The organism is Glutamicibacter sp. 2E12 (genome assembly GCF_050030965.1).
Taxonomy (GTDB): Bacteria; Actinomycetota; Actinomycetes; order Actinomycetales; family Micrococcaceae; genus Glutamicibacter.
On the sequence record NZ_CP188297.1, the window covers coordinates 1,012,592 to 1,028,547 of the forward strand.

16 protein-coding genes and 1 tRNA gene are annotated in these 15,956 nt (G+C 61.3%); 6 read left to right on the forward strand and 11 right to left on the reverse strand.

All coding sequences use genetic code 11. The features are described from left to right. Positions 1-36: 36 nt before the first annotated feature. On the reverse strand, positions 37-717 hold the full coding sequence (locus ACP3TE_RS04605) for a response regulator transcription factor (RefSeq protein WP_105658784.1): 681 nt from the start codon (positions 715-717) through the stop codon (positions 37-39). Continuing rightward, positions 714-1,928, reverse strand: a complete 1,215-nt coding sequence (locus ACP3TE_RS04610; protein WP_426735528.1) for a sensor histidine kinase — start codon at positions 1,926-1,928, stop codon at positions 714-716. Before ACP3TE_RS04610 ends, ACP3TE_RS04605 begins: the two co-directional genes overlap by 4 nt. A 227-nt stretch (positions 1,929-2,155) precedes the next feature. Between ACP3TE_RS04610 and phoU the strand changes: the two genes are divergently transcribed. Beyond that, positions 2,156-2,809, forward strand: a complete 654-nt coding sequence (phoU, locus tag ACP3TE_RS04615) for a phosphate signaling complex protein PhoU (protein ID WP_133835063.1) — start codon at positions 2,156-2,158, stop codon at positions 2,807-2,809. Positions 2,810-3,234: 425 nt separating this feature from the next. Here the strand turns inward: phoU and ACP3TE_RS04620 are convergent, their stop codons facing one another. The 4 genes from ACP3TE_RS04620 to ACP3TE_RS04635 all read right to left on the reverse strand — a co-directional run bounded on the left by ACP3TE_RS04620 (position 3,235) and on the right by ACP3TE_RS04635 (position 6,156). After that, positions 3,235-3,537, reverse strand: coding sequence for a DUF4193 domain-containing protein (locus ACP3TE_RS04620; protein ID WP_038993831.1), 303 nt, complete (start codon positions 3,535-3,537; stop codon positions 3,235-3,237). Positions 3,538-3,735: 198 nt separating this feature from the next. Beyond that, entirely contained in the window at positions 3,736-4,482 is a 747-nt protein-coding gene (locus ACP3TE_RS04625) for a phosphoglyceromutase (RefSeq protein WP_105658786.1), read from the reverse strand. A 128-nt stretch (positions 4,483-4,610) separates the two neighbouring features. After that, positions 4,611-4,913 (reverse strand): DUF2516 family protein, encoded by a 303-nt coding sequence (locus tag ACP3TE_RS04630; protein ID WP_332499012.1) that lies wholly within the window; start codon positions 4,911-4,913, stop codon positions 4,611-4,613. Between the two features lie 85 nt (positions 4,914-4,998). After that, positions 4,999-6,156, reverse strand: coding sequence for a trans-sulfuration enzyme family protein (locus ACP3TE_RS04635; protein WP_133835064.1), 1,158 nt, complete (start codon positions 6,154-6,156; stop codon positions 4,999-5,001). A 147-nt stretch (positions 6,157-6,303) separates the two neighbouring features. On the opposite strand from ACP3TE_RS04635, the gene tmk reads away from it, so the two are divergent. The 5 genes from tmk (at position 6,304) to ACP3TE_RS04660 (ending at position 10,845) form a co-directional block, all read left to right on the forward strand. Continuing rightward, positions 6,304-6,957, forward strand: a complete 654-nt coding sequence (gene tmk, locus ACP3TE_RS04640) for a dTMP kinase (protein ID WP_133835065.1) — start codon at positions 6,304-6,306, stop codon at positions 6,955-6,957. After that, complete coding sequence (locus ACP3TE_RS04645; protein ID WP_133835066.1) at positions 6,954-8,108, forward strand: DNA polymerase III subunit delta'; 1,155 nt, start codon at positions 6,954-6,956, stop codon at positions 8,106-8,108. The genes tmk and ACP3TE_RS04645 overlap by 4 nt, the downstream gene beginning before the upstream one ends. 23 nt (positions 8,109-8,131) lie before the next feature. After that, positions 8,132-9,667, forward strand: coding sequence for an alpha/beta hydrolase (locus ACP3TE_RS04650; protein WP_426735532.1), 1,536 nt, complete (start codon positions 8,132-8,134; stop codon positions 9,665-9,667). A gap of 82 nt (positions 9,668-9,749) precedes the next feature. Beyond that, positions 9,750-9,821, forward strand: a tRNA-Thr gene (locus tag ACP3TE_RS04655). A 271-nt stretch (positions 9,822-10,092) separates the two neighbouring features. Further along, on the forward strand, positions 10,093-10,845 hold the full coding sequence (locus ACP3TE_RS04660; RefSeq protein WP_133835067.1) for a YqjF family protein: 753 nt from the start codon (positions 10,093-10,095) through the stop codon (positions 10,843-10,845). Positions 10,846-10,924: 79 nt separating this feature from the next. Here the strand turns inward: ACP3TE_RS04660 and ACP3TE_RS04665 are convergent, their stop codons facing one another. The 5 genes from ACP3TE_RS04665 to ACP3TE_RS04685 form a co-directional block, all read right to left on the reverse strand. After that, positions 10,925-11,767 carry an aldo/keto reductase gene (locus ACP3TE_RS04665; protein ID WP_133835068.1) on the reverse strand — a complete coding sequence of 281 codons (843 nt, stop codon included), beginning with the start codon at positions 11,765-11,767 and terminating at the stop codon, positions 10,925-10,927. Between the two features lie 68 nt (positions 11,768-11,835). Next, positions 11,836-12,285 (reverse strand): hypothetical protein, encoded by a 450-nt coding sequence (locus tag ACP3TE_RS04670; RefSeq protein ID WP_426735534.1) that lies wholly within the window; start codon positions 12,283-12,285, stop codon positions 11,836-11,838. 153 nt (positions 12,286-12,438) lie between these two features. Beyond that, complete coding sequence (locus ACP3TE_RS04675; protein WP_073707480.1) at positions 12,439-12,630, reverse strand: YbdD/YjiX family protein; 192 nt, start codon at positions 12,628-12,630, stop codon at positions 12,439-12,441. A gap of 2 nt (positions 12,631-12,632) precedes the next feature. Continuing rightward, positions 12,633-14,867, reverse strand: a complete 2,235-nt coding sequence (locus tag ACP3TE_RS04680; protein WP_388024215.1) for a carbon starvation CstA family protein — start codon at positions 14,865-14,867, stop codon at positions 12,633-12,635. A 109-nt stretch (positions 14,868-14,976) separates the two neighbouring features. Next, on the reverse strand, positions 14,977-15,954 hold the full coding sequence (locus ACP3TE_RS04685; RefSeq protein ID WP_426736199.1) for an NAD(P)H-quinone oxidoreductase: 978 nt from the start codon (positions 15,952-15,954) through the stop codon (positions 14,977-14,979). Positions 15,955-15,956 lie beyond the last annotated feature (2 nt).

Below are 15,956 nucleotides of genomic sequence, written 5' to 3' on the forward strand. Positions count from 1 at the left end.
TGCCCGAGGCTCTTGGCGTATCCTGGCTCTTTGGCTTTAGACCACGAACTTGTAGCCCAGCCCGCGCACGGTCACCAGGCGTTCGGGCACCGCCGGGTCGACCTCGATCTTGGAGCGCAGGCGCTTGACGTGCACATCCAAAGTCTTGGTGTCCCCCACGTAGTCGCTGCCCCAGACGCGGTCAATCAGCTGGCCTCGGGTGAGCACTCGACCGGCGTTGCGCAACAGCATTTCCAGCAGCTCGAATTCCTTCAGCGGCATGGATACCTCGGTGTTGTCGACCGAGACCACGTGGCGTTCCACGTCCATTCGCACCGGACCGGCGGTGACCACATTGCTGATCAGTTCTTCGCCTTCGCCCTGGCGGCGCAGCACAGCACGGATGCGGGCCAGCAATTCGCGGGAGGAGTACGGCTTGGTGACGTAGTCGTCGGCGCCGAGCTCCAGGCCGACGACCTTATCGATCTCCGAGTCCTTTGCGGTGAGCATGATGACCGGGACCTGGCTGTTCAGGCGGATCTGGCGGATCACTTCGGTTCCGGGCTGGCCCGGGAGCATCAGATCCAGCAGCACCAGGTCTGCGCCATGGCGTTCGAACTCGGTCACGGCCTTCAGGCCGTCGTCGGCGATCCGGACTTCGAAACCTTCGCGTTCCAGCAGGTAGGACAGCGGGTCAGAGAGCGATTCCTCGTCCTCAACGATCAATATGCGGGTCATCGGCGTCCTCCTTCACGATCGGACGCATTCGTCTCGATCGTTCGTTCCTTCATCGTCTGGCCGGCAAGCACATTGCTGGTCGCCGGTTCTTCGTCCGCTAGGGGAAGTCTTAGGGTAAATGTGGATCCGTGGCCGGGCTGCGACCACAGCGACACTTCGCCGCCGTGGTTGGCCAGCACGTGCTTGACGATGCTCAGCCCCAGGCCGGTGCCCCCGGTCTGCCTCGAGCGTGCGGAGTCCACGCGGTAGAAGCGCTCGAAAACGCGTTCCTGCTCTTCGGCCGAAATCCCGGGTCCCTGGTCGGTGACCGAGATCTGCGCATAGCCATCACGCTGCCGGATGCCCACGCCTACCGTGGTGTTCTCCGGGGAGTAGCGGATGGCATTATCGATCAGGTTGCGGATCGCAGTCATCAGCAGGTCCGCATCGCCCAGGATCGGCTCCTCGAGATGTCCGCCTACGGTAATGGCGATGCCCTTTTCCTCGGCAATCAGGTGGCTGCGGTCAACTGCCTCGGCCACGACGCTGTCGATATTCACTTCCTGGCCCTGCACGATGGCATCGGTTGCCTGCAGGCGGGAGAGCTCGATAATGTCCTGGACCAGGGCGGCCAGGCGCCGCGATTCCTTGTCCATCCGGGTGGAGAAGCGGCGTACCGCCTTGGGGTCATCGGCAGCCTCGGTAATGGCCTCGGCCAGCAGGCCGATCGCGCCGACCGGAGTCTTCAGCTCGTGGGAAACGTTGGCCACGAAGTCGTTGCGCATCGCTTCGGTACGGGTGATTTCGGTACGGTCGTCGGCCAGCAGGAGAATGTACTCGTCGCCCAGCGGTGCCACGCGCACATGGACAATTAGCTGCCCGGCACCCAGCGTGGAGCGTTGCAGCTCGTACTGGCTTTCGGCAATCACGCCGTCGGCGCGAACCTGCCGCACCAGCGAGAGCAGTTCGTTGTGGACGAGCGTGTGTCCTCGCACCAGTCCGTAGGCATAGGAAGCGGGGTTGGCCCGGACCACCCCGTCGACGTCATCAAGGATCACGAAGGCGCGTCCAATGACCGACAGGACGGCGGCGGCTCCCTCGGGGAGCACGGGTTCGTCGACCTGTGGCAGCTTCGAGGAGCGGTTCTGGGAAAGCCGGAAGGCGATGACGCCAACGATCCCCAGAGCCAGGCCGAGGACGCCGGCTATAAGAGTCGAGATCACTTCGTTCACATCTTTAGACTAGCTTCACCTTTGGGTGGCACCGGCCCTAAATGACGTGATTTAGTCGATTTCGGCGCGCTGTTCACCAAACGTTCACCTTTCGTGGCATATTCGTTAATCACCCGCTGACAAGCTGGAGCAAGACCCTCCACCATGCCACAAAACTGTTTCGGGGCGGTTGGCTGCCACGGCAGTCCACCATCCGGCATGGATACCGACACTCGAAAGGAACTGCTGTGCGTAAGGTATTTCAAGCAGACCTGCAGCAAATTGGCGAAGAACTCATTGAGATGGCCAACCAGGTCGCAACCGCAATGGATCGAGCTTGGGATTCGCTAGCCAACGTCGACGTCGACCTGGCCCAGGAAGTCATCGCAGCGGACGCGAAGATCGACTTCCTGCAGAACCAGCTCGATGAGCGCGCTATCGATACTTTGGCTTTGCAGGGACCGGTAGCCAGCGATCTGCGCATGATCGTCGGTTCGCTGCGCATGAGTGCTTCGCTGGAGCGCATGGGCGACTTGGCACGCCACTTGGCGCAGCTGGCCCGCCTGCGCTTCCCCAACCCGGCAATCCCAGCCAGGATTTCCGACACCTTTGCCCAGATGGCAAAGATCGATATTGACATCGCCAAGGCCGTTGCGCGTTTGCTCGACACCCGCGATCTGCAGATCGCTACCGAAATTATCGAGCTGAACCACCAGCTGGATCGCTTGCACTCCAGCGTCTTCACCCTGGTCGCGGCCGACGACTGGGATGCCAATGCACCCACCACCGTGGACGTATCGCTGACCAGCCGCTACCTTGAGCGCTTCGGCGATCATGGTGTGTCCGTAGCTCGCAAGGTCACCTATCTGGTGACCGGCGAATGGGACCCCACCGAGATCTAGGTCCGCGGACCTAAGATATAAGGCTGCGCCTTGGCGCCTGCCATCCGGTACCACCGGATGGCAGGCGCCATTTTTGCTCTCCAGCTCATTCAGCACTGAAACTGGGTGTCCGGGGTCCGGGAAGCCTTCGCATCGCGGCGCGAACTGGGTACCGTGCCGTGGCCCACGGCCCCGTTGGCATGGCAGTGCTGCGCCTCGTCCGGCCATGCAGCTCCACGCGCTCCCGGTGAGCGCACGTCCAGCCATTGCCCCGGCAGGATGCCAACGGACGCACGACGCAGCGCTGGGCACCCCAGGGACCGCCGTTGGAGTCCGGTCCCATCCGGGGAATCCAGCCCGTTAAACCAGCAGAGGGCAGTCCACCGATCGGTGGACTGCCCTCGCAGGTTGTTGGCGCGCAAGTGGCGCCAGCGTCTAGCGGGCTTCTAGCCTTCGCACTCGACGCAGAAGCCTACATTGCCCTCTTCGCGCACCAGCTGCGAACGGTGGCGAATCAAGAAGCACGAGCCGCAAATGAACTCGTCGTCTTTCTGCGGAATGACCGTAACGGTCAATTCCTCGTTGGATAGATCCGCACCTGGCAGATCCATGCCATCGGTGTGGTCGGTCTCGTCGAGCTCGCGCACCACCGACTTGGCGTCCGGTGCGTTTGCGGACTTCACCGCATCCAGAGAAGCCTTACGTGCCTCAGCAACGTCTGGGCGGACTTCATCGTAATCAGTTGCCACGAATTGCATTCCTAACGTGAGCCATTGAGCCTATTCGAAATAGGAGATTACAGCATACTAATGCCAAAAATACAATCGTGCGCAGTTGTTTCGCTCACAGCCGGATGCTTGGCGTTACCTCGGCGTTAACAAGCGGACGGCGGCATCGCGAACTACTGGCGAGTAGCCAGCAGCCCCGATGCCGCCGAAAAGCGTGTCCTACTTGCGGCCTTGGTTGGCAACGGCCTTGATGGCGTCCGCAGCGGCTGCTGGATCCAGGTAGGTTCCGCCCTTGGTGATTGGCTGGAAGTTGTCATCCAGCTCATAGACCAGCGGGATGCCGGTTGGGATGTTCAGGCCAGCAATGTCTTCATCGCTGATGCCATCCAGGTGCTTGACCAGCGCACGCAGTGAGTTGCCGTGGGCGGTGACCATGACGGTCTTGCCTGCCGACAGGTCGGCCTTGATGTTGTTCTCCCAGTAGGGAAGCATGCGATCCAGCACGTCCTTGAGGCACTCGGTGCGTGGGGCGGAGTCGCCCAATGCCGCATAGCGCTCGTCGTTGATCTGGCTGAACTCCGAGGAATCATCCAGTGCTGGTGGCGGGGTGTCGTAGCTGCGACGCCATTCCATGAACTGCTCTTCGCCGAACTCAGCCAAGGTCTGCGCCTTGTCCTTGCCCTGCAGCGCACCGTAGTGGCGCTCGTTCAGGCGCCAGTCGCGGTTCACCGGGATCCACGAACGGCCAGCGGCTTCCAGGGCCAGGTTCGCGGTAACAATGGCGCGGGTCAGCAAGGAGGTGTGAAGCACCTCCGGCTTGTAGCCAGCTTCGGTCAGCAGCTGGCCGCCGCGGGCAGCTTCAGCACGGCCCTTCTCGGTCAGCGATACGTCGTACCAACCGGTGAACAGGTTCTTTTCGTTCCATTCGCTCTGTCCGTGGCGAAGCAAAATCAAAGTGTGGCTCATGTAATCCATCCTAACCAATGCGCAAGCCTGCTCGTGCGAAAGTTAAGGCCCGTGATTAAAGTGCGAAGACCTGCAATCCGCCAAGATGCGGATGCAGGTCTTCGGGAAAACTTGGTGCCTTGGCACGCCTAGTAGTTGTACCAGCCGCCGCCTTTGCCGCTGACGGCAGGCTTGACGTCCGCGAGGTACACGCAGGCGATGCAGGCGCCGATCAGCTGCAGGAAGCCGATTCCGCCCTGGCTGAAGATGCCGAGCAGTGCCACGGCGGTGCTGGCGACGGTCAGTCCAAGCCAGAACCCCTTGGTGCGCTTGCCTTCCTGGGCGAAACGATCTGCGCCATGACGCAGGCAATCAACCAAAGCCCAGACGGCGAGCGCAACGATGACAATGCTCAAAGCGATCATCATGTAGTACTCGATTATTTGGGCCATGCGCAACATGTTCATGCTTGTACTCTACCTTTTTGGCGCAAATGATGGGCGCTGTGCCACGCGCGGAAATCAGCGCCCGCGGGCATCAAAGCCGGTCCAGCGCTTGCTGCAGATCGGCCCAGAGGTCTTCCACCTCTTCAATGCCTACTGATAGTCGGATCAGGCTGGCCGGGACGCTGGCCGGCTCCGAAGCGTGGCGGGCCCGGCGCTCGGCCAGGGACTCCACGCCTCCAAGCGAGGTGGCGCCGGTGATGAGCTTGAAGGCTTCCAGTACCCGGTCCGCTTCTTCGGCGGCGCTTCCCGCTTCAAAGGCGATCACCGACCCGAACCCGCCCATGAGTTCCGCAGCGCGTGCGTGGCCCGGGTCGTTGGGCAGTCCCGGGTAGCGTACGGCCTGCACCTTGGGATGTGCCGCGAGGCGTTCTGCCAGCACCTGGCTGTTTGACTGCGAACGCTGAAGGCGCACGGCCATGGTGCGCACCCCGCGTAATGCGAGGAAGGTATCCATCGGGCCGGCGATCGCGCCGTGCAAGGTCCGGTACCCGTGCAGGCGGCTGTGGAGCTGCTCGTCGCTGGTGACCAGCGCGCCCATGATCACGTCCGAGTGGCCCGACAGGTACTTGGTCACCGAGTGCACTACAAGGTCGGCACCGTGGACCAGCGGCTGCTGGAGCAGTGGGGTGGCAAAGGTGTTATCCACGATGCTCACGACGTTCTTCGCTTTGGCGGCAGCCAGCAGGGTCGGCAGGTCGGCGACTTCCAGCATCGGGTTGGTTGGCGATTCCACCCAGAGCACATCGGCCCCCTCCAAGGCAGCGAGCACTTCTTCGGTGTTGGCAATATCCACCGGGCGAATGCGCAGCCGTCCCGCCTCTTGCAGCTCTGCGCTCAACGCCAGCGAACCGTTATAGGAATGCTGCGGCATCACCAGCACGCCGGCCTCTGGCACGATGCTCAGTGCGGCGGCAATAGCTGCCATGCCCGAGGAGAACACCAGGGCAGGCAGCGTTGCCGCTTCGAGCTGGCCCAGTACTTCTTCAAACGGATCCCAGGTCGGATTGGAGAAGCGCGCATATACGCGTTCACCCGGCACCGCCTGGCCTTTGGAGTGGTAGGTCGAGGTGAAGGTCACCGGGTGGTTGACTGGAGCATCGTAGCCATGGGCCGGACGCCCACCGGCAACGAGCAAAGTTTTCGGATCCCAGGCCGGATTGGCGCCTGATTCTGCGGTGCGGGGGTTCATGGAAAAAACTCTACGCTTCCTTTGACGCTGCCAGCCGGTGGATTTCACTACATTTCATCTGACTGATCCACCACACTGGGTGCATTTTCGTTGCACATCCTGCCGTTGCAACGCACATCTTTAAATGTCCTTGGATAGGCTAGTGGGGTGAGTATCGAATCGAGTACCCCAACCCGTGGCTTGTTCATCGTTTTTGAAGGCGGTGACGGCGCTGGGAAGTCCACGCAGGTCGCCCTGGCCCAGCAGTGGCTGGAGTCCCGTGGCGCCAAGGTCACCACTACCCGTGAGCCAGGCGGAACCCAGATCAGCGAAGAGCTGCGTTCCTTGGTGCTCGAACACGGCCACGGCGAGATCGATGCCCGTACCGAGGCCCTGATTTACTCGGCGGCGCGTGCCGCCCATGTCCAGCAGGTCATCTCCCCCGCGCTGGAAGCCGGCACCCACATCATCTGCGACCGATTCGTTGATTCCTCGCTGGCTTACCAGGGCATGGGCCGCGCCCTCGGCTTTGATGCCGTCGCATCGATCAACGACTTCGCCACCGGCGGACTGAAGCCGGATGCCACCATCATTCTTGATATCTCCGCCGCGCAGGGACGTGCCCGGCGCATTGCGGCCAGCGGCGGCGTGGAGGATTCGGATCGCTTGGAATCCGAGCCGGATGATTTCCATGAACGCATCCGCAACGCCTTCCTCGACTTGGCGGCCCGTGATCCGCAGCGCTATCTGGTCCTGGATGCCACCGCCAGCGTGGAGCAGCTGCACCAGTCGGTTGCGCAGCATTTGGCAGGCTTGCTGTGACCCGGCCAGTCTTCGCAGAACTTGCCGGGCAGGAACGTGTCATTGCCACGTTGACCGCTGAGGTTGATCGCGGCAACCCGACCCATGCCTGGCTGGTCACCGGTCCCCCGGGTTCGGGCCGTACCACCGCGGCGCGGGCTTTCGCGGCGGCTTTGCAGTGCACCCAGGCCCCGGCCGGCTGCGGGCAGTGCGCCAACTGCAAAATGGTCATGAATTCGGAGCACCCGGATGTGTCTTTCGTATCCACCGACAAATTCGAGTACCAGATTGCTGACGTCCGCCATCTGATTACCCGTGCACAGGAAAGTGCTGGCACCGGCCGCTGGCGCATCATCATCATCGAAGATGCCGACCGCATGTCCGAGCGCAGCACCAACGTGCTGCTCAAGGCCATTGAAGAACCGCCCGCCAAGATGATCTGGATCCTGAGCGCCCCGTCTCCTGCAGATGTTCTGGTGACCATTCGATCACGGTGCCGCGCGATAAATCTCTCCGTGCCGTCCACCCAGGATGTTGCGGATCTTCTGGTGCGCCGTGACGGGCTGGAACCGGAACAGGCGCTGTTCGCTGCCCGTGTCTCGCAGTCCCACATTGGCGTAGCCCGTTTGCTGGCCCGTGACGAGCAAGCACGCATCCAGCGTGAAAAAGTCGTTACCCTGCCGTTGCGCACCACCACCTTGCCGCAGGCGATGGCCGCTGCCGCAGAAATTTCCAAACTGGCCAGCGAGCGTGCCGAGAACATTACCGGCACCGATCTGCAGAACAAGATTGCCCAGCTGCGCCACGCCAACGGCTTGGGCCCAGAGGAGAACATCCCCGCTGGATTGCGTGGACAGTTCAAGGCGCTGGAGGATGATGCCAAGCGATTCGCTCGGCGTGCGGCTTTCGATGCCTTGGACCGTACCCTGACAGACCTGACCACATTCTTCCGCGATGTTTTGAGCATCCAGCTGAATACCGGAATTGAGCTGATCAACGAGCACCTGCGCGAGAAGCTCGAACGTTTCGCAGCGGAACAGTCCAGCGAGAAGTCCTTGGCCCAGCTTGATGCCATCAATGAAACGCGCAGCCGCTTGGCTGCCAACGTCAACCAGCTCATGGCCCTGGAAGCACTCATGACCCGTTTGCTGCCGCAGCCGGGACGCCGTTAACCCATCACAAGGAGACACTAAAAGTGCCTGCACGCTCACCGATGATGCGCTTGGCCGCAGTGGGGACCGCTCTGGCTTTGACCCTGGCCGGCTGCTCTTCCACTACAGCGGATTCGCAGTCCGGCGCATCGGATGCGTCGCAGTCCGCGCCCAACGCCAGTACGCCGCAAGGATTGGAATCCTTCTACAGCCAAGACCTCGATTGGGAAGAATGCGGCAGCATCATCGAATGCGCCACCATAGAGGTTCCGCTGGACTATGCCGATCCCGAAGGCGAGAGCATTGATCTGGCGTTGAACCGCCGCGCAGTGGACGGAGCGACAGGCAATCTGCTGGTAAACCCCGGCGGCCCAGGCGGATCCGGCCTGGATCTGGTGGCGTCCTCGGTACCAGGCATGTTCAGCGCTGTCCTGCAGCGCGCCTACAACGTCATCGGATTCGATCCGCGAGGCGTGGGAGAAAGCTCCCCGGTCACCTGCCAAAGCGGTGCCGAGACCGATGAGGGACGCCAGGAAAACCTGCGGGCTTGGGTTCCTGAAGACCAGGACGAAATTGTCGAGGATACCGAGGACTACGCAGATGACTGCGCGTCCAATACCGGCAATCTCCTAGGCCACGTCGATACCGTTTCGGCAGCGAAGGACATGGACGTGATCCGTGCTGTGCTCGGTGATGCACAGCTGGACTACCTCGGTTTCTCCTATGGAACCTTCCTCGGAGCAACCTACGCTGATTTGTTCCCTCGGAATGTGGGTCGCTTCGTACTCGATGGCGCCATGGATCCAACCAGCACAGCTTCGGACCTCACCTTGGCCCAGGCCGTTGGCTTCGAGAAGGAGATCGACGCGTGGCTCGCCAATTGCCTTGAAAGCGGTGAGTGCCCGTTCACTGGAACCGTTGAAGAGGCCAAGGTGCAGCTGCAGCAGTTCTTTGCGCAGGTGGAGAACGAACCAATGACTGCCAGCGACGGGCGTGCAGTGCCGATCATCGACTTCATCAACGGCTTCATCTTGCCGCTGTATGACGATTCCAGCTGGCCCATTTTGACCGATGCGACGAACGCTGCCGTCAACGACGCGGATGTGGATATGATCCTCGGCTTCGCGGATCTCTCGGCGGACCGCGAGGGCGACGGCACGTATGCATCGAATTCCACCGATGCTTTCACCGCCATCAATTGCCTGGACCGTCCAATGGACGCCAGTCCAGAAGCGATGCAGGCCGAAGCAACAGAGTTGATGCGTGCGGCCCCGACCTTGGGCAAGTATCTCGCCTACGGCGGCATCACCTGCGAGGCCTGGGACCACGACGCCACTGGCAAGCCTGAGGTCCTCGACGCGGAAGGCTCGAATGAGATCCTCGTCATTGGCACCGTCGGCGATCCAGCTACCCCCTACGCATGGTCTGAGGCATTGGCGCAGCAGCTGGATAACGCGACCCTGCTGACCTATGAAGGCCATGGCCACACCGCATATGGACGCTCCAATGAATGCATTACCAAAGCGGTGGATGAGTACCTGATTGACGGCAAAGTCCCCGAAGCCGGCACCCGGTGCTGATTGGGCTTGATGATGTCGTCGCCGTTTTGACGTTCAGACAATTCCTCGGATAAAGTGACGTGGTGCCTGTTTGCAGGTACAGGCCTCCTTAGCTCAGGGGTAGAGCAGCTCCCTCGTAAAGAGCAGGTCGCCGGTTCAAATCCGGCAGGGGGCTCGTTGTGAAGAAAACCCCGGAATCGCGCTTGCCGCATGATTCCGGGGTTTTCGCAATTTTCAATGGATTTTCATGACTGGTCCCGGGGTCTTCGATTCCCACGCAGTCCATTCTTATCCCGCATCTTGCCCAACGGCGCTTTTGGATATTCAATTAGGCCAGAGCCGGCAAACGATTCTTCACTCCGCGATCAGCAGATCATCGATCCCGGTTCGCGACCGGCAATAGCGGTATAAGCCTTCGACAGCAATTTCCAAGGAATTCCAAACTGATGCAATCCTTGCAGTACTCCCCTGAACCGCCATCGCTAGGCGGCAACGCGATCATGCGCCAACGGTGGAGCGAAGTAGCGTTCCTGCATTGGCGGGTTAGCCCGGATGAGGTGGCGCCGTACATGCCCGAAGGATGCCGGCCAGATATTGTCGACGGCAGCGCTTGGGTGGGCCTCGTCGCTTTCCAGATGTCGCGCAGTGCGTTCTTCTCCGGTCCTGCGATTCCGTGGTTGGGTGACTTCCCGGAGATCAATGTGCGCCTCTATTCCGTTGACAATCAAGGACGCCGCGCAGTGGTATTCCTGAACCTTGAAGCATCACGCCTGCTACCTGTGCTCATGGCGCGGGCAGTCTTCGGGTTGAAGTACCAGTGGTCGTCCATGAAGATCCTGAAGAAGGCCGGCACGATCAGCTATGCAACACGGCGCATCGGAAATCCGAGCGCACGTTCCCGCATCGTCGTGCGTCCGGTAGAAGCTTCTGCCAGTGCCGATCCAATTACCCCGGGTTCGCAGACCGCCATCGCGCTATCGGCACAGTGGGCGTTCCACCAGCGGCATCTTGGGCGCACCTTGCACTGCCGGAACCACCATGAACCGTGGCCGCTGCAACCTGCACAACTCGTTGAATTCGACGATGGCCTGCTGCGTGCCGCCGGTTTCGCCACTCTCGCTGATCGAGCTCCTGACTCGGTTCTGTACGCCGAAGGCGTCGATACGCTGTTCGCTGGACCAACCGTACTGGACTGCTAGAGGCCAGGCACAAGGCAGTTGCGGCAGAAGGCTCCCGGTTTCGGAAGAAACCGGCAGCCTTCTGTTCTGCCTAGGTTCTTTACTCGAAGTCGGCGGTTGCCGGGTCAGCCGAGATACGGCCTTCCGCTCCGCGGTCCAGGGTAGCGATGGCAGCCAGATCTTCTTCGTCCAGCTTCACGTTCAGCGATTCGAAGTTCTCGACGATGCGCGATTCGGTGGTCGACTTCGGGATGACCACGTTGCCTACCGCCAGATGCCACGCGATGACTACCTGCGCCACCGATGCTTCATGCTTCTTGGCGATCCCCACCAGCACTGGGTCGCTGAGCAGTTCGCCGCCGTGGCCCAGCGGGGACCAGGACTGGTGCAGGATGCCGTGCTCGGCCTCGTAGGCGCGCAGCTCGCCCTGCGGGAAGTACGGATGGGTTTCGACCTGGTTGATCACCGGGCGGACGCCGGTTTCGGTGTAGAGCTCTTCCAGTGCTTCCTTGGTGAAGTTGCAAACGCCGATGGACTTGGCCTTGCCGTCCTTCTGCAGCTGGATCAGTGCCTTCCACGTATCCACGTAGGTGCCGCGCTTGGGCTGCAGCCAGTGGATCAGGTACAGGTCGACGTATTCCAGGCCGAGCCGTTCCAGCGAGGCATCCGCTGCGGCGAGGGTCTTCTCGAAACCCTGGTCCGAGTTCCAGACCTTGGTGGTGATGAAGAGGTCTTCGCGTGGCACGGTGCTGGCTGCAACTGCGCGGCCGACGCCAGCTTCGTTGCCATAGATGCGTGCGGTGTCGATGTGGCGGTAGCCGGCGTCGATGGCCTGGCCAACAACTGCTTCCGCGTCCTCGTCGGCGACCTTCCAGACGCCGTAGCCAAGCTGGTCGATGGTGTTTCCGTCAAGGAACTTCAGTTCAGGAATTGTTTGGGTCATGCAACTAATTTAGTCCACTGATGCGCCCTGCGCGGTGGAACACCACGCGAGCGATCGGGAAAACCCAATTATTCGCTGGAAGCGAGCAATTGCACGGCCCGGCTGACGTCTTCTTTCACCAGCGTGGCACGATGGCGCACGGCTTCGATATCGATCGGTTTGCCGGCTTCGGCCTGCATGCGCATCATCGCTACGACCTGTGCGGTCGTCGCCAAATCGTTGGCGGCCTTAGTCAGCGAACGATGCGCCGCAGAGGTCAGCTGCGGGATCGTGTCGTCATTGCTCGGGGTGATCCGATGCGCCGCACAGCAAAGCTGGCGCACGGTCGGCAACAGCACAGTCATCTCATTGGCTTCTCGGACCAGCTGGTTGTAAACCTGGTCATCGTTGATGCCCTCTACCACCTGGAAGACCCGGTCCAATGACCGCTGGAAACGGTCATGGGCGCGACGCCAGACGCCCTCGCCAAGTTCGCGAGCAGCAGCACGCTCAGCGCGCAGTCGTGAAAAGAACGCCATTACACTTCTCTGCCGGTGGATTCCGATGAATTACTGGTTCTAGCCTACCGGGATCACCGCAGTGTTCCCGGCAGCGGGGTCGACATAAAACGAAACCGGCCGCGAGCCCCATCCGCTTTCGCCAATGGTTCTCACGGCCGGTACCAGTCGCGTTCAGCAGCAACGCCCTTCAGGATTCTTTTCCTGCCAGTCGGTGTAGTCCTTCCAGAATTCGCGCTCGGTCATTGGCTTGGCGCCAGGATGATTGCGTTCGTGGTGTTCCAGGTAGTGCTGGTACTTGTCGGCCCCGAGCACCCCGTCGACAAACTTCTTGGCTTGCCCCAGGCGTTCCAACAGCGTCGCCATGGCTAGTGGCCGCCTCGCTGGACTTGGGCTTCGGCAGGGATTTGCTTCCAAGCCTTCTCAAGTTCCTTTTCGGCAGGCGACGAGATCAAGCCGGCGGGCGCGTACATCTTCGATGGCACGGCAGGATCCTCGGTGCTGTTGCCACCACCGCTCTGCTTGGCCTTGGCGGTTGCGACAACAGCCGATACCAGCACGATGGCGGTCAGCACCAGGAAGACCACGGACAGCCAGCCCTGGACACCGGTGTTGCGGACCACGGCCTCCATGGCTTCGACGCTGCCCGCCGAGCCGAGGGAAGTCTCGCCATTGGCCAGAGCTTCCTTGTAGGCGTTGTGGTTGGCGAAGTAGCCCACTTTGGTGTCTGCGGAGAAGATCTTCTGCCAGCTCGCGACGAAGGTGATCACCACGGTGAAGGCCAGCGGCAGAGCCACGACCCACAGGTACTTGAAGTTGTTCTGCTTGGCGATGATGGTCATCACCACGGCCAGCGCTATCGCAGCCAGCAGCTGATTGGCGATGCCGAACAGCGGGAAGAAGGTGTTGATGCCGCCCAGGGGATCTGTCACGCCGAGGATCAGGATGTAGCCCCAGCCGGCAACCATGATCAACGTGCACAGCCACACGCCCGGACGCCACGAGGTGTCCTTGAACTTCGGGAAGAAGTTGCCGATGGTGTCCTGCAGCATGAAGCGCGCAACACGGGTACCGGCGTCAACCGCGGTCAGGATGAACAGTGCCTCGAACATGATCGCGAAGTGGTACCAGAAGCCCATCATCGCGGTGCCGCCGAACCACTGGTGCATGATGTGCGCAATGCCCACAGCCAGGGTCGGAGCGCCACCGGTACGCGAGACAACCGAGCTCTCGCCCACGTTATTGGCAAGTTCGGTCAGCTGGTTTGGATCCAGGCTAACGCCGGCCAAACCCAGCGAGTTCACGAATGCCGCCGCGGTTTCCACCGTGCCACCGGTAGCGGCAGCCGAGGAGTTCATCGCGAAGTAGATGCCGCGGTCGATGGAAATCGCTGCAACCAGCGCCATGATGGCGACCATGGACTCCATGAGCATGCCGCCGTAGCCCAGGAAGCGGGTTTGCTTTTCCTTCTCGACCAGCTTCGGGGTGGTGCCCGAGGCGATCAGTGCGTGGAAGCCCGACAGCGCACCGCAGGCAATGGTCACGAACAGGAATGGGAAGATGTGCCCGGCAACGACCGGGCCATCGGCACGGCCAGCGAACTCGGAGAAGGCCGGAACATCGATTTCCGGGCGGACGACGATGATCGCCACGGCCAGCAGGCCGATGACGCCGATCTTCATGAAAGTCGACAGGTAGTCGCGAGGAGCCAGCAGCAGCCATACCGGGAGCACCGCGGCGATGATGCCGTAGATGATGATGGCCCAGGCGATGGTGGTGCGATCCAGGTGGAAGAACTCGGCACCCCACGCAGACTCGGCAATCCAGCGGCCGGAGATGATCGCGAACATCAGCAGCACGAAGCCGATGATGGAGATTTCCAGGACCTTGCCCGGGCGGATGAACCGCAGGTAGATGCCCATGAACAAGGCGATAGGGATGGTCAGGCCCACCGAGTAGACACCCCACGCGGACTCGCCCAGTGCATTGACGACCACCAGCGCCAAGATGGCGGTAATGATGATCATGATAGCCAGGGTGGCGATCAGGGCAGCGGTGCCGCCGATCAGGCCCAGCTCTTCGCGGGCCATCTGGCCCAGCGAGCGTCCGCCACGGCGCATGGAGAAGAACATGACGAGATAGTCCTGGACCGCTCCGGCCAGCACCACGCCCACGATAATCCAGATGGTGCCAGGCAAATAGCCCATCTGCGCTGCGAGGATCGGTCCAACCAGCGGACCGGCGCCTGCGATGGCGGCGAAGTGGTGGCCGAAGAGCACGCGGCGATCGGTGGGAACGAAGTCACGGCCGTTATTGACCGATTCGGCCGGGGTGGCCCGGAAATCATCCGGTTTGGCGATCTTGCGCTCGATGAACTTCGAATAGAAGCGGTAGGCAATCAGGTAGGTCGCAACAGCGGCGAAGACGAACCAGATGGCATTGATGGTTTCCCCGCGCGAGAAGGCGAGAATCGACCATGCGATTCCGCCGACCAGCGCGATGGCAACCCAGATGGCGATCTTGGCGGGGGTCCAACGCTTTTCTTCGCGTTCGGCAACCTCAGGATCGACACCCGCTGGTGGCAAGGTATTTTGGGTACTCAAATCGAGCAACCTCCTAGGAACAGTGCAAGTGATGTGCGCGACCAGCGGTTATTAGGCTAGTCACGCATTAATGACTACTGAGTCACCTTACAACTGGTTTCCCGCTGCTTTAAACCTCTATGACAACTTTTCCCGTATGTTCACCGGAATCGAAGTATTCGTGGGCAGCGGCCAGCTCCGGGAATCCAAAGGCCTTGGTGACGTTCAGTGCCAGTTTCCCCTGTTCCAGCAGCGGCATCACGCGGGTAATGGTCTGGCGAACGATCTCCGCCTTCTCATGCAGCGGGCGGGAACGCAAAGTTGTGCCGATGATCCGCGCCCGCTTGCTCATCAGCAGCCCCAAGTTCAGTTCTCCCTTGGCTCCGCCTTGCAGTCCGATGACTACCATCCGTCCGCCGACGGCGAGCGCCTTGACGTTCTCCCCCAGGTATTTGGCGCCCACGACATCCAGGATCAGATCCACGCCCCTGGCGTCGGTCAGTTCCTTGACGCGTGCAGAAAAGTGCCCTTCCCGGTAGTTGATCCCCTCGTCGGCGCCGAGGGTACGGCAGTAGTCCAATTTCTCTGCCGAGGAAGCGGTGACGATGACGCGGGCGCCAGCGGCTTTGGCGAGCTGTATGGCCATGGAGCCGATGCCGCCGGCCCCGCCATGGATCAACAACGCCTGGTCTTGGCCCAGTCCGCCTTCGATGAAGAGGTTGGAGACCACGGTGGCGGCGACTTCCGGCAACCCGGCGGCTTCGATGCTCGAAACCGTTCCAGGGATTTCGATGAGCAGTTCTGCCGGAACATTGACGTACTGCGCATACCCGCCAGCAGCGAGCAGGGCGGCAACTCGCGCTCCGGGTTTCCATCCGCTGACGCCATCGCCGATCTCCACGATGCTGCCCGAGACTTCCAGCCCGGGGATATCGCTGGCTCCGGGAGGTGGCGGATACACTCCCTTGCGCTGCTGCACATCCGCGCGGTTCAGTCCGAAGGCCTCGACCTTGACCAGCACTTCCCCAGCTGCGGGGACCGGCATTGGCCGTTGGACCAGTTCAAGGACTTCTGGCCCACCGGCACGGTTGTAGATATAGGCGTTCATAA

Excerpts from the sequence above, each read along its gene's own strand:
- ACP3TE_RS04605 (WP_105658784.1), bottom strand. The coding sequence starts at position 717 with ATGACCCGCATATTGATCGTTGAGGACGAGGAATCGCTCTCTGACCCG.
- ACP3TE_RS04625 (WP_105658786.1), bottom strand. The coding sequence starts at position 4,482 with ATGAGCCACACTTTGATTTTGCTTCGCCACGGACAGAGCGAATGGAAC.
- ACP3TE_RS04630 (WP_332499012.1), bottom strand. The coding sequence starts at position 4,913 with ATGGCCCAAATAATCGAGTACTACATGATGATCGCTTTGAGCATTGTC.
- ACP3TE_RS04635 (WP_133835064.1), bottom strand. The coding sequence starts at position 6,156 with ATGAACCCCCGCACCGCAGAATCAGGCGCCAATCCGGCCTGGGATCCG.
- ACP3TE_RS04660 (WP_133835067.1), top strand. The coding sequence starts at position 10,093 with ATGCAATCCTTGCAGTACTCCCCTGAACCGCCATCGCTAGGCGGCAAC.
- ACP3TE_RS04665 (WP_133835068.1), bottom strand. The coding sequence starts at position 11,767 with ATGACCCAAACAATTCCTGAACTGAAGTTCCTTGACGGAAACACCATC.
- ACP3TE_RS04670 (WP_426735534.1), bottom strand. The coding sequence starts at position 12,285 with ATGGCGTTCTTTTCACGACTGCGCGCTGAGCGTGCTGCTGCTCGCGAA.
- ACP3TE_RS04675 (WP_073707480.1), bottom strand. The coding sequence starts at position 12,630 with ATGGCGACGCTGTTGGAACGCCTGGGGCAAGCCAAGAAGTTTGTCGAC.
- ACP3TE_RS04685 (WP_426736199.1), bottom strand. The coding sequence starts at position 15,954 with ATGAACGCCTATATCTACAACCGTGCCGGTGGGCCAGAAGTCCTTGAA.